The organism is Staphylococcus sp. EG-SA-10 (assembly GCF_017151945.1).
Lineage (GTDB): Bacteria > Bacillota > Bacilli > Staphylococcales > Staphylococcaceae > Staphylococcus > Staphylococcus aureus.
The window spans coordinates 84,067-98,035 of sequence record NZ_JACVZJ010000001.1 but is presented as its reverse complement, the minus strand read 5'-3'; the positions used below and the strand labels follow the sequence as shown (position 1 = coordinate 98,035).

Annotated in this window: 12 protein-coding genes and 1 riboswitch; of the genes, 8 read left to right on the top strand and 4 right to left on the bottom strand. The window is 34.0% G+C overall.

The window, feature by feature from the left end; translation table 11 throughout:
* Positions 1-45: 45 nt before the first annotated feature.
* On the bottom strand, positions 46-1,260 hold the full coding sequence (gene lyrA / locus IDG45_RS00575) for a lysostaphin resistance protein LyrA (RefSeq protein WP_000794450.1): 1,215 nt from the start codon (positions 1,258-1,260) through the stop codon (positions 46-48).
* A 289-nt stretch (positions 1,261-1,549) separates the two neighbouring features.
* On the opposite strand from lyrA, the gene hutG reads away from it, so the two are divergent.
* Positions 1,550-2,485: a formimidoylglutamase gene (gene hutG / locus IDG45_RS00570; protein ID WP_000277973.1), complete on the top strand. Its 936-nt coding sequence runs from the start codon at positions 1,550-1,552 to the stop codon at positions 2,483-2,485.
* A gap of 255 nt (positions 2,486-2,740) precedes the next feature.
* On the opposite strand, the gene fosB is transcribed toward hutG, so the two are convergent.
* Together fosB and IDG45_RS00560 are read right to left on the bottom strand one after the other, a co-directional pair.
* Complete coding sequence (fosB, locus tag IDG45_RS00565) at positions 2,741-3,160, bottom strand: FosB/FosD family fosfomycin resistance bacillithiol transferase (RefSeq protein WP_000920235.1); 420 nt, start codon at positions 3,158-3,160, stop codon at positions 2,741-2,743.
* Positions 3,161-3,341: 181 nt separating this feature from the next.
* Positions 3,342-4,226 carry a LysR family transcriptional regulator gene (locus tag IDG45_RS00560; RefSeq protein ID WP_000691839.1) on the bottom strand — a complete coding sequence of 295 codons (885 nt, stop codon included), beginning with the start codon at positions 4,224-4,226 and terminating at the stop codon, positions 3,342-3,344.
* 159 nt (positions 4,227-4,385) lie between these two features.
* Here IDG45_RS00560 and hutU point away from each other — a divergent pair, with 159 nt between their 5' ends.
* The 7 genes from hutU to IDG45_RS00525 all read left to right on the top strand — a co-directional run bounded on the left by hutU (position 4,386) and on the right by IDG45_RS00525 (position 12,946).
* A complete protein-coding gene (hutU, locus tag IDG45_RS00555; protein ID WP_001226823.1) occupies positions 4,386-6,047 on the top strand; it encodes a urocanate hydratase in 1,662 nt (553 codons plus the stop codon).
* A complete protein-coding gene (hutI, locus tag IDG45_RS00550; RefSeq protein ID WP_000998761.1) occupies positions 6,047-7,285 on the top strand; it encodes an imidazolonepropionase in 1,239 nt (412 codons plus the stop codon). The genes hutU and hutI overlap by 1 nt, the downstream gene beginning before the upstream one ends.
* Before the next feature lie 277 nt (positions 7,286-7,562).
* Positions 7,563-8,684, top strand: a complete 1,122-nt coding sequence (locus tag IDG45_RS00545) for a M20 peptidase aminoacylase family protein (protein WP_000523130.1) — start codon at positions 7,563-7,565, stop codon at positions 8,682-8,684.
* Positions 8,685-8,794: 110 nt separating this feature from the next.
* Positions 8,795-9,676: an SDR family oxidoreductase gene (locus IDG45_RS00540; protein ID WP_000730052.1), complete on the top strand. Its 882-nt coding sequence runs from the start codon at positions 8,795-8,797 to the stop codon at positions 9,674-9,676.
* Positions 9,677-10,162: 486 nt separating this feature from the next.
* Complete coding sequence (locus tag IDG45_RS00535; protein ID WP_001185201.1) at positions 10,163-10,735, top strand: hypothetical protein; 573 nt, start codon at positions 10,163-10,165, stop codon at positions 10,733-10,735.
* A 52-nt stretch (positions 10,736-10,787) separates the two neighbouring features.
* Positions 10,788-10,883: riboswitch (SAM riboswitch) on the top strand.
* A gap of 76 nt (positions 10,884-10,959) precedes the next feature.
* Positions 10,960-12,273, top strand: a complete 1,314-nt coding sequence (locus IDG45_RS00530) for a Na+/H+ antiporter NhaC family protein (protein WP_000451828.1) — start codon at positions 10,960-10,962, stop codon at positions 12,271-12,273.
* Between the two features lie 166 nt (positions 12,274-12,439).
* On the top strand, positions 12,440-12,946 hold the full coding sequence (locus tag IDG45_RS00525; protein WP_001051556.1) for an SRPBCC family protein: 507 nt from the start codon (positions 12,440-12,442) through the stop codon (positions 12,944-12,946).
* Between the two features lie 57 nt (positions 12,947-13,003).
* Here the strand turns inward: IDG45_RS00525 and IDG45_RS00520 are convergent, their stop codons facing one another.
* The gene (locus tag IDG45_RS00520; protein ID WP_000477989.1) at positions 13,004-13,768 is read right to left on the bottom strand and encodes a MurR/RpiR family transcriptional regulator; all 765 of its coding nucleotides are present in this window, start codon (positions 13,766-13,768) and stop codon (positions 13,004-13,006) included.
* Positions 13,769-13,969 lie beyond the last annotated feature (201 nt).

Sequence of the window (13,969 nt, the reverse complement as noted above, 5' to 3'; positions counted from 1 at the left end):
TTGCTAGCATCATCTTCTTAAGAGGTACTAGCAAGCGCTTTGTTATTATTTGTTTTTATCTGAAGATTGTTCTTCAGTTTTTTCGATATGTTTTTCTGCATCTATTACAACTGATGAACGTCTGTCTTCTTTATAAGTCGCAGGTTCTTTTAATGATTGTATTTCATCTTCATTTGAATCGTTTGTTAAATCGTCACTTTGTGGTGCATGTTTAACTGATTCTGCTGATTCTACTGACTCCGAAGTGATGTCATGATGTTCATCATGATTAGATTCAGTTTGATTATCTATGTGATGTTGAGGTTCTGTTTTTTCAGTATCATTTTTAGCAATACCGACCGTTGATGCAGTAGCTACACCTGTTTTTTCAGCATCTTTAATATTTGAAGAAGATTTTTCAGCCTCAGTATGATTAGTTTCTTCATCGTCATTGACATGGTCTAAATAATTATTAGGCTCAAGTTCTTCAAGATTTCGTCTTGTTGTTAAATATGCAACACCTCGGATAATTAAGCTTAAACCAATGTATCCTACTGCAACGATTGCTGTTGAAATGGCGATGACTTTGATTGAAAATAGATCGCCGATTTCTTCGCTAAACAAGAAAATAAGTCCAAATGTCATTGAAGCATGGAATGTCGTTGCAATATAAATTGTACGTCCTTTAGTCGCTCTAATTAATTCACCAAGAATCATAGAGAATGAGAATGTATAAAGGAAGTTATAAGCAGCAAATTCTGTACCATAAGTTGTATTTGCTGAGAAAACTGAATACATCAAACCAACAACAATACTTGCAAAGAACGTGTTCATTTTCGTTTCAACAATATTTTGTAAGTATGAACGGAATCCGAATTCTACTACGAACGCCATTAGAATATGTCCAATCAGAATGTGTGTAATAGGTACTGATAAGCCTGTTGATTGTAATAAAATAAAGCTATCTGCAAATGTATTAAAGCTGTACATACCAATAATTAGAATAATTAAAGGTAAAATTAAAGCTAGCAATAGACGTTCAATTACTTTCAGGCTGATTGAGAATTTTAAACCTGCAAGTTGGACCTTTTTATATTTGAAAACGAGTATACAAATGATTGCAGCAATTAATGGTGCTAGATCTGTAACTTCAAATATAAAGTGTTTGACACCAATTATAGACTGGAAATCTCTGAGCATAATGGATAACGCCATTGTAATGACAAAGAAGACAAAAATCGTCATTGCCCATTGAAAACCAGAAATTTTATTGTTTTTCATTATATGTAACCTCCATTAGGTAACAAGCAAAATATCTTTTAGTAACAATTATACATATTACAAGCCGAGAGATAAATTGTCTATGTCAATATTAATGAAAATGTAATAGTCTTGACGTATTTTATTAACATAAATCAGCTAAGTATTCGTTATTACATAGAAAATAGGGGTAAAAGAAATGTAGATAAGTATTTTTAAGATATGGATTTAACTATGAATTGAATTCAAAATTTCCTATACGTTATACTTTAATTGTTAATAAGCCACATAAATAAGAGGGGGAAATGCTGTGTACAAGCAAGGTGAACCAAATTTATGGACTGGAAGGTTAGATAGTGAAACAGACCCGAAAAAATTTAGACATTTTCAAACAGTAACATTTGAAGATTTGTCTAAGCTGGAAAAGAGTAGTAGGCCATCAGGGGTCGGTATATTAGGCTATGCTGTTGACGAAGGTGTTGCTTTAAACAAGGGGCGCATTGGTGCAAAAGAAGGACCAGATGCGATTAAACAAGCATTTGCAGGTTTGCCGGATTTGAATCAATGTGAAACTTTAGTCGATTACGGAAATGTTTATCATGATCATGAGGAATTAATTGATACTCAAAAAGAATTTGCTATGCTTGCAGCGAAGTCAATTGCTAATCATAGACAAACATTTTTATTAGGTGGTGGACATGATATTGCGTATGCTCAATATTTAGCAACACGTAAAGTCTATCCAACACAATCTATTGGTGTGATAAATATTGATGCGCATTTTGATACACGTGCTGAACAACAATCTACATCCGGAACGAGCTTTAGACAAATTTTAGAAGAAGATGAAAACACAGATTATTTAGTGCTTGGTATTGCTCAAGGTGGTAATACGCAAAGTTTATTTGATTATGCTAAAGAGAAAAAGATTGATTATGTCTTTGCAGATGAATTATTGAGTCACGTATCACCAACAATTAAAGATATGATTGAGCGTTTTGTACATGAACATGATGTCATTATGTTTACGATTTGTATGGATGTCATTGATAGTGCGTTTGCGCCTGGGGTAAGTGCGCCGGCAGTGTTAGGTTTGTATCCACATACTGTTCTTGAATTGGCAAAACGTATTATTCCAAGTGATAAGGTGTCTTCAGTTAGTATTGCTGAGATGAATCCAACATATGACGCTGACAATAGAACTGCAAAGCTCGTTGCTAATTTAGTGCATCATTTTTTAAAATAATTAAAAATATTTATATGTGACGAAATTTGCATTGCAGGGCAGAATGTGAGTATTTCGTAATAGAAGTTATATTAACGTTGATATATTTGAAAGATAATTGCAGTAAGAAGACTCTTAAGTTGTAGTCATCTTACTGCTTATTTATGTTATTTGAAATAGCAAAAATAACAACTGTATTGTATGAAAAGTTCTCTTATTATATAATGATTAATTAAAATTTTAACGGAATTCAAGAGGCCTTTTTATAATGACGCCTTATTTGTAAAATGTCATATGTGGTTTAGCCTCTTTATAATAATTTAATCTGTTCTCAAGTGTGCCAGTATGTAATTCTAGCTTATGACCATCAGGGTCAGTAAAGTAAATTGATTGTCTATCTCTAATATCTCTAACTCTTCCTTCTAAGATATTCACGTTATTATCTTTTAACCTCTGATGCCAATATTTAAATTCGCTGTCATCTATAGTGAAAGCTATATGTGTATATGAAAAGTGGATTTCATTACGTGGTATATCTTTTTCTTCATTTAAAGCAATCCATAGGCCTGCAAGCTTAAAATAAGCAGTTTTTTTACCAGTCAATAGCAATTTCCCAAATAAAATATCTCTATAAAAATGTATTGAATCGTTTAAATTTCTGACTGAAAAGCATATATGATTAATAGATTTTAACATCTGGTTCACTTCTTTCTTAGAATTTTTATAATAAATTATTTGTGTATCGATTTTTGAAATGACGTCATTAATTTTTATACGATGATCTGAGCAACTGCATAAGAGGCTCTAATAACTTAAGTTAAAGGCAAAAGGTATACAGTTGACTACGCAACTGCATAAGAGGCTCTAATAACTTAAGTTAAAGAGCCTCTAAAAGGCCATATAAATAATCTTGGCATTGTTGTACGAATGTATGTACTTGTTCGGAGTGTTTACGCTTTTTATGATAATTGATATAAATTTTTCGGCCTAAGTTTGGACGAATTTTTTTATATTCTAAATTGGACGTGTGAAATGATTGGTAATAAAATCTCGGAATGATAGCGTAACCTAAGCCAAGATGAACAAATCCAACTGCTGATTCGAATCGATCTGTTTCTACAACGACATTTGGACGAATATTTCTTCTATTAAAATAGTCATCTAAGTGTTTGCGCACTTGAGAATTTTTGTTTGGCAATATGAGTGGCAAATTTTCAACATCTACCCAATTTTGATTTTTAAATGTTTCTTTAGGTGCTAATAAAATGTAAGATTCCTCATATAAAGGAATGGATCTTATATCTTCGTGGGTTATTTTTTCATTTGTTATAGCTAAATGAATATTAAAATTCAGTAATTGCTCTATAGATTGATGCTTATCATGTATTTCATATAAACGATATTGCTGTTCAGGGTAGTCGGAATGGTGCTTTCGAATTAAATTCGCAATCCATTGATTCGTAGATTCAAGAGTCCCAATTTTTATCCTTGGTTCTGATGTAACGCTTAAATCATACATTTTTTCCATCGTGGATCGATATTGTTGAACTAATTCGCTCGCATAACGATAAAATTGTATTCCTTTTTCGGTAATCTTGATGTCTTTTGTTGAACGTGTAAATAAGTCATAACCTAAATCTGCTTCCATTTTTTTAATCGTAGCAGTTAAAGATGGCTGGCTAATATGTAAAAATTGTGCAGCTTTAGTAAAACTATTATATTTCACGATAGCCAAGAAATATTCTAACTGAATAATTTTCATGTGTTTTGCTCCTTTTATTTATAGATTCAAGCTATGAATAATTAGTTTATTTATATTTGTTGGCTATATTTTAACATACTATAATGAATATTGAAGATAATAATGTAAGCGTTTTAAATTTAGTGGAATTAACTTCTAAAAAGAACAGGAGCGAATTTTATGAGAAAAATTCAAGCAAAAAAAGGTTTGAGTATTGAGTGTAAAGGTTGGGAACAAGAAGCAGTACTTAGAATGTTATACAACAATTTAGACCCAGAAGTTGCTGAAAGACCAGAAGATTTAGTTGTTTATGGTGGTATTGGAAAAGCAGCTCGTAATTGGGAAGCTTTTGAAGCAATAGAGAAAACGTTACGAGAATTAGAATCAGATGAGACAATGTTAGTACAATCAGGAAAGCCAGTTGCTGTATTTAAAACACATGAAGAAGCGCCACGTGTATTAATTTCAAATTCAGTATTAGTACCTGAATGGGCAAACTGGGATCATTTTAATGAATTAGATAAAAAAGGTTTAATCATGTATGGACAGATGACAGCCGGAAGTTGGATATATATTGGTTCTCAAGGTATTGTGCAAGGTACTTATGAGACATTTGCCGAGCTAGGTAATCAACACTTTAATGGAGATTTAGCAGGCACTGTTACACTGACAGCAGGTTTAGGTGGTATGGGTGGTGCGCAACCGTTAGCAATTACTATGAATCATGGGGTAGCAATTTGCGTGGATGTTGATGAAACACGTGTTGATAAGCGAATTGATACGAAATACTGTGATGTTAAAACAGCTGATTTAGATGAAGCATTAAAATTAGCAGAAGAGGCGAAAGAACGTGGAGAAGGATTATCAATCGGGTTAGTTGGAAATGCTGTAGACATCCATCAAGCGATTCTAGAAAAAGGATTTAAAATTGACATTATTACTGACCAAACAAGTGCACATGATCCGCTAAATGGATATGTGCCACAAGGATACTCGGTAGAAGAAGCGAAAGTATTGCGTGAAAAAGATCCGAAAAAATATGTTGAACTGTCACAAGCTTCAATGGCAAAGCATGTTGAATTAATGCTTGAATTCCAAAAACGTGGAGCTGTAGCATTTGATTATGGTAACAATATTCGTCAAGTAGCCTTCAATAACGGAGTGAAAAATGCTTTTGACTTCCCAGGTTTTGTACCAGCTTACATTAGACCATTATTCTGTGAAGGTAAAGGGCCATTCCGCTTTGCTGCGTTGAGTGGTGATCCAAAAGATATCGAGCGTGCGGATGAAGAAATGCGCAAACTTTTCCCAGAAAATGAAAAGTTATTAAGATGGCTTGATTTAGCTGAAGAAAAAATTTCATATCAAGGACTACCATCACGTATTGCTTGGTTAGGCTATGGAGAAAGAGCGAAAATGGGCTTAGCTTTAAATCGTCTTGTACGTGACGGTGAAATTTCAGCACCAATTGTTATTGGACGAGACCATTTAGATGCTGGTTCAGTTGCTAGTCCTAACCGTGAAACAGAAAGTATGAAAGATGGTAGTGACGCGGTTGGTGATTGGGCTGTATTGAATGCACTAATTAACACAGCTGCAGGTGGTTCATGGATTTCATTCCATCACGGTGGCGGTGTTGGCATGGGATATTCACTTCATGCGGGTATGGTTGTTGTAGCAGATGGATCAGAGCGTGCTGAAAGAAGATTGGAACGCGTATTGACTACTGATCCAGGTATGGGTGTTGCCCGACATGTTGATGCTGGCTATGACATCGCTATTCAAACAGCTAAAGAAAAAGGTATTCATATTCCAATGATTGATAAAGCAGGTGATAAGTAATGAATGATTTAATAATTAATCATATAGCAGAATTAATTTTACCGAGATCAACAGATAAACCTTTGAAGGGTAAGGAATTAGATGAATTAAATGTTGTGAAAAATGGTACAGTTGTCATTAAAGATGGCAAAATTGTATATGCTGGACAACATACAGATGACTACGATGCGACTGAGACGATTGATGCTAGTGGAAAAGTAGTTTCTCCGGCATTAGTAGATGCTCATACCCATTTAACATTTGGTGGATCTCGAGAACATGAGATGTCATTAAAACGTCAAGGTAAGTCTTACCTTGAAATATTAGAAATGGGTGGTGGCATATTATCTACCGTTAATGCTACTAGAGAAACATCCGAAGATGACTTGTTTAAAAAAGCAGAGCATGATTTGCTTACTATGATTAAACACGGCGTGCTTGCAGTTGAAAGTAAGAGTGGTTATGGTTTAGATAGAGAAAATGAACTGAAGCAATTGAAAGTGTCTAATCGTTTAGCTGAGAAATATGATTTAGACATGAAACATACTTTCTTAGGGCCTCATGCTGTACCTAAAGAGGCAAGTTCAAATGAGGCATTTTTAGAAGAAATGATTGCGTTACTTCCGGAAGTAAAACAATATGCAGATTTTGCGGATATTTTCTGTGAAACAGGTGTATTTACAATAGAACAATCGCAACATTATATGCAAAAAGCCAAAGAAGCAGGTTTTAAAGTGAAAATACATGCGGATGAAATTGATCCGTTAGGCGGACTGGAATTAGCAATTGATGAACAAGCAATATCAGCAGACCACTTAGTAGCTTCTAGTGATAAAGGAAAAGAAAAGTTGCGAAATAGTGATACTGTAGCTGTCCTCTTACCTGCAACGACGTTCTATTTAGGTAAAGAAGATTATGCAGATGCAAGAGGCATGCTAGACAATAACGGTGCGATTGCATTAGCAACTGATTATAACCCTGGTAGTAGTGTCACAAACAACTTACAACTTGTTATGGCGATTGCAGCCTTGAAATTAAAGCTATCACCTAATGAAGTTTGGAATGCTGTTACTGTCAATGCTGCTAAAGCAATAGACATTAACGCGGGTACAATTAACACAGGTGATAAGGCTAATTTAGTAATTTGGGACGCACCAAATCATGAATATATTCCATACCATTTTGGTATCAATCACGCAGAAAAAGTTATTAAAGACGGTAAGGTCATCGTAGATAACACATTATCTTTTAAAGCATAAAATAATTAGAAAGCTCTAAGCATTGATTTACACTAATGTTTAGAGCTTTTTTGTGATTTGTAAAAACAAGTTTATCCGAGAACATGTTTTTGTATAGATTCTTAGTTATAAAAGTTAGAATAGTTTGACAATAGTGTTACGATATTATTAAACAATTGTCTATCATTAGCGAAAGTAATTAACAAGAGTACATTGTTGTGAAATCATCGTTTAATAGTCAAAGGCGATCATCGTAGGGTAGACAACATATTATTGACTTAAGGAAGGGGAATGACCGATGGGATTAAAAGATCAAGCTGTTGCCTGGAGAAGGTATTTTCATCAATTTCCAGAACTATCCGATAAAGAATTTAAGACTACACAAAAAATTAAAGATATTTTAACAGAACATCATATTAGAATATTAGACTTACCACTTGCGACTGGGCTTGTTGCTGAAGTGGGACAAGGACCGAGTTGTATAGCTGTTCGGGCTGACATTGATGCTTTACCGATTCAAGAGCTTGTTGAACAGGATTTTAAATCTGAAAATGAAGGTGTTATGCATGCGTGTGGTCATGATATTCACATGGCTAGTATTTTGGCTACGGCTGTAAAGTTAAAAGAAATTGAGGGCACTCTTACTGGGCGTGTTAAATTCATTTTTCAACCAGCAGAAGAACTAGGATATGGCGCTTTTAAAATTATTGAAACACATGCATTAAAAGATGTACAAGCGGTATTAGGTTTTCATAATGACCCATCGCGTCCGGTAAGTACATTTGCAATCAAAACAGGGGCAATTACATCAGCAGTAGATCGTTTTGAGTTTCATATTAAAGGCGTGGGTGGTCATGCTGCAAAGCCAGAACAATGTAACGATCCAGTTATTGTGTTGGCGCAATTGATTAATAGTATTCAATCCATAGTTAGTAGAAACCTATCTGCGTTTCATGAAGCGGTAGTAACAATTGGGCAAATATCATGTGGTAATACTTGGAATGTCATTGCTGATCATGCGTATGTACAAGGCACAGTGCGTAGTTTTGATCCTGTGGTGCGAAAGCTTGTAGAAACACGATTACAAGATATTGCGGACGGATTAGCTCAAGCATATAATATGAAAATTAATTTAAATTATACACATTTACCTGGCGCTGTGATGAATGATGAGGCATTGACGCATAAAGCAATGGCAGTAGCCCAACATGTTGGATATAAGGTGGAAATGATGGAACAGCCGCTTACGATTGGAGAAGATTTTTCAGGTTATAGTCAACATTTTCCAAGTGTATTTGCGTTAATTGGTTCTCATAGTGAATATGATTTACATCATCCTCAATATAAACCGGATGAAAGGATTCTTGAAAAAGTACCTGAGTATTTTGTTGAATTTGTAAAAAGACTATTGCATGAGTAATTCGAGCTTGTTTTTATAAAGAAGAAAGTAATTTTTAGTGTAATCATGATTAAGTTCCTAGGAAGATTGGGTAAATAATAACCATTAAGCGAATAAGGAGATGTTAAAAAATGGCAGCTCAAGATCCTAGAACAAAATTTAAAACAACGGATTATGAAAAACAAGAACAAGAGGTACCGGGTTTACAATCTGAAATGACGCCAGCACCTGATTGTGGCGAAACGTCTTACCAAGGTCATCAACGCTTACAAAGCTATAAAATGTTAGTTACAGGTGGTGACTCAGCAATAGGGCGTGCAGCAGCGATTGCGTATGCTAAAGAAGGTGCAGATGTAGCGATTAACTATCTTCCGAGTGAAGAACAAGATGCACAAGAAGTACGCCAAGTGATTGAAGAAAGTGGTCAAAAGGCAGTGTTAATTCCTGGTGATATAAGAGATGAGCAGTTCAACTATGACCTTGTTGAACAAGCATATCAACAATTAGGTGGCTTAGATAATGTTACTTTAGTTGCTGGACATCAACAGTATCATGATGATATTCATGGATTTACAACTGAGGCATTTACAGAAACATTTGAAACGAATGTCTATCCGCTATTTTGGACAGTTCAAAAAGCTTTGGAATATTTAAAACCGGGTGCGTCAATTACGACGACATCATCTGTACAAGGTTATAATCCTAGTCCTATTCTTCATGATTATGCCGCTTCAAAAGCAGCAATTATTTCATTAACTAAAAGTTTTTCAGAAGAATTAGGACCAAAAGGAATTAGAGTGAACTGTGTAGCGCCTGGTCCATTCTGGTCGCCATTACAAATTTCTGGTGGACAACCTCAAAGTAAAATTCCAACATTTGGTCAAAAAACACCTTTAGGTCGTGCAGGTCAACCTGTTGAGTTATGTGGAACTTATGTGCTATTAGCGTCAGAAGAATCAAGTTATACAACTGGACAAGTGTTCGGTGTTAGCGGTGGAGTGCAAATAGATTAGGTTTGTATGAAGCTTTTAATTGAACAATATAATATTAATTTAGCCACTTCAATCAAGTAAATTAAAATGAGTTAGTGAAGTGTATTTTAAATAGTCGGTAAAGGTGTGTATCTTTATCGGCTTATTTTAATACTTTGTCATAAGGAGCGTTTGCTCAGGGTGTGGATTATAAGTTTTAAGCAGAATAAACTTTCTTAATGAGGATGTCAGGACAACAACGAAAAAGTTAAAAACTGTTGCGGGATTGGGTTTAGGGACGGTTAGTGGAAGAAAGTTCAATTCATTAACAAGTGAAATGCCTAAGGTTAGATATTAGACGTCAGAACGGACAAAGAATAATAGGATATGTTTTCAATTATATAGCGAAGTATTTATATGTTAAGATGATGTAAATTACATAGAAACGCTGCCCGTAGAAGTACTGATCATAGAAATGCTGATAAACGTAAATTTGCAAACTCAATATTAAACAAAGGGGTTGTTATTATGGCATTAATAGTATCTAGAGCTATATTATTTTTGATTTTAGCATTAGCTTTTGGAATAGCGACTGTTTTTCCTGAACAAAAGTTGTCATTATATATAGTATTCACATTATTTGTGGCAGTTGCGATTATTATGAATGTATGGTTTACCCATCAAAATATTAAAAAGAATATCATTAAGTTTAACAAATACGTCGCATTCTTTTTAGCCTTTGTCTCAGGGTTACTTTACATTGGATTTGTAATTTATACATTAACTATAGGGAGCTATGATGTTTTACCAATTATTATATTTGCAATAAGTATCGTATTGGTTCAAATATTAGAAAATATACTGGGAATCAGTATAAGAAATACGCGTCCATCAAACAAACAGCTGAAAGTTATTTCTGAACAAAGCGCACAGCAATTTAAAGTCATATCATTAATATTAGTAAGTGTGTCTATCGTGTTCATTTTTATTGCATTAATGCTTAAATGGTGGCTTATACTTGCGATTAGCATTATTGTTTTGATTATTATTATTACAGTAGCAATGATTGTTTATGAAAAATATTATACGACTCCTGATTAATTTATGATTGACGTACTAAGGATTATCTTGTAACGTAAACGTAAATAAGCATCACTTATCTAGAGAGGTGGAGGGACTGGCCCTATGAAGCCTCGGCAACATCTCGAATGTGCCAATTCCAGTAACCGTAATGGTTTGAAGATAAGCAGGTAAAGCACATGAAAACCTCTTTCTTCATCGTTTGTGAGAAAGAGGTATTTTTAATTGGAAAGCAGGTAAAAAGGATGGAAGTACATAAAAAGAGCAATGCTTGGGCATTATTCCCCTTGTTATTATTTGTGGCGTTGTTTTTAGGCGTAGGTATTATCACAGGTGATTTTACTTCAATGCCATTAAATGTTGCAATTACGATAACGGTAATTGTGGCGTTATTAATGAATCGAAAAGAATCATTTGCTAAAAAAGTTGAGGTCTTCACGAAAGGTGCAGGCCATTCAAACATTATTTTAATGATGTTGATTTTTATTTTAGCAGGTGCATTTTCAAATACAGCTGAAAAAATGGGTGGCGTAAAGTCGACAGTTAATTTAGGACTATCATTAATTCCAGAAAATTTAATTATTGTAGGATTGTTTGTGATCTGTATGTTTGTTTCTATATCTATGGGAACGTCAGTAGGGACTGTTGCTGCAATAGCACCTGTTGGTTACGGATTTGCACAAGCGACAGATGTACCAACTGCGCTAGCAATGGCTACAGTTGTTGGAGGTGCAATGTTCGGCGATAATCTATCAATGATTTCAGATACAACAATTGCTGCGGTTAGAACACAACATACGAAAATGAAAGATAAATTCAGAGTAAACTTTAAAATTGTATTGCCAGGTGCTATTTTAACGATTATTATTCTGTATTTCTTAACGAATGGCATTTCTTTAAATCATGCTAAAAACTATGATTATAATCTAATTAAAGTTGTACCGTATATTTTAGTATTAGTATTGGCATTATTAGGTGTAAATGTCATTATCGTATTGATTGGCGGAACATTATTAGCCGGAATCATTGGTCTCATAGATGGTTCATTCGGTTGGATGGGGCTACTAGATGCAGTGTCCAAAGGTATTATAAGCATGGAAGATATTGCTATGATTGCGTTGCTAATTGGTGGTTTAGTCGGTATTATTCAACACAATGGTGGTATTGAATGGTTGTTGCAATTTGTTCGCTCTAAAGTGAAATCAAAGCGTGGCGCAGAATTAGGGATTGCTAGTTTGGTAAGTGTCGCAGATATTGCTACGGCAAACAACACCATCTCTATTATTATGTCAGGTCCTTTAGCTAAAAATATTGCAGATGAATATGATGTAGATTCAAGGAAATCAGCAAGTATTCTTGATATATTTGGAGGCTGCTTCCAAGGTTTATTACCATATAGCCCGCAAGTCATTTCAGCGGCTGGTGTAGCTGGTATTTCACCGTTAATGTTATTCCCATATAGCATTTATCCTATATTATTAGGTGTATGCGGACTTATTGCGATTTTATTTAATTTTCCAAAGCTAAAAAAGAACACTAGTCAAGAAATGAAACATTAATGCTTAACAATATATCGATGTAGCCAAGTAAGGTGGCTTGTTATATTAACAGATCATGTTGTACTCACCGTATAACGCTAATCTTTTAAAAATGATGATCATCTATGTTTGGAACTGAGCAAAAATACGTTAAAATAAAAGTAAGAGCGAAAGTGGGTGGACAACAGTGGCAAAATTTAATGTAGAGAATGAACATGTCGAAGTTGAAATTGAAAAGCTTTATAAATTTTCTCCAGAGTTAGTATACGAAGCTTGGACAAAGAAAGATTTGTTGAAACAATGGTTTATGACATCAGCCAGAACGAATAAAGAGATTGAAGCGGATGTTAAAGAAGGCGGTAAATATCGTATTGTAGATCAACAACGTAATGGCAAAGTAAATGTGATTGAAGGTATTTATGAATCTTTAGTTATGGATGAATACGTTAAGATGACTATCGGTATGCCTGGACTAAGTGAAACACAAGATGTCATTGAGGTAGAATTTTTTGAACGTGAAACAGGTGGCACCCAAATGCTATTTTATTATCGTTCATTAGTTGAAAAAGAAAGACGATTTACTAATTTAGAATACAAGCAAAAGAAAAAAGAATATCATGATGCCATGGTGCATGGTTTCGAATTGATGTTTGATAAGATGTACCACGTTATCGAAACATCAACACAACAATAAAATGATAAAAGGAAGTTATGATAGGCTCAAGGCCATTAAATCATAACTTCCTTTTTTCTAATTTGAAATATCATTATGTAGTAAATACTCATTATATTTTCTTACAAGTGTTTCAAAGAATATATGATAACTGATGAAGCTAGAATAGTCTGTACCATCAGTTAAGTAGAATGTGTTACTGGATACATAGACATTGTAATTTGCTTTTTGAGCAAGGGTATTATCTTTCATTGTAGTAACAGAAATAAAGTATTTTTGTCTAAGTTGAAGCAAGTTTGTTACTTCTAATAATTCATGTGTTTCACCTGATAATGAAATAATAAAGAATAAATCATTAGGTTCACTCTTGTTCAAAATCATTTTAAGTTCATGTTCATCATGAAGTACAATGACATGATTATGTAACGTTAACAATATACGCTGTGCCTCTGAAGCAACGTTTAACTGTGCACGCCCTGTACCATACAAATATATTGTTGAAGCTGTATGCATTTTTTCAGTAAGAAGCTGGTAATCAACGCGTTCTAAATAACTGAATGTACTATCGATTTCTTGTTTGAAACTATCGATAGAGTTAGATGGTAATTGGTGTGTCTTATTACTTTCAAATTTAAGGTACGATTTAAAATCACTATAACCGTCAAAACCTAATTTGCGTGTAAATCTGTGAATGGTTGCATTCGAGGCATGTGTGAATTGTGCTAAATCTTGTATTTTCATATTTTTACATTCATCTATATGTGTATTGATAAAGTGAGCGATATGTAAATCATTGTCATTAAGTTTATCAAAGTTTCGATTAATGTGTTCATCTAAAAACATATTCAACCTCCTTGAAAATAAATGTGTGATAGATCGTTATTACATTAAAACCTTGTATGTCATTATATATATTTGTGTATTGATATAGGTTTGATTATGCGTTTAAAACGAATGTATTACAAATACAACGATGTCATATATAAGGTCGTGAAAAAATTTTCACTATATGAAAAGATAATCTGATTATACAAAATACTTTCA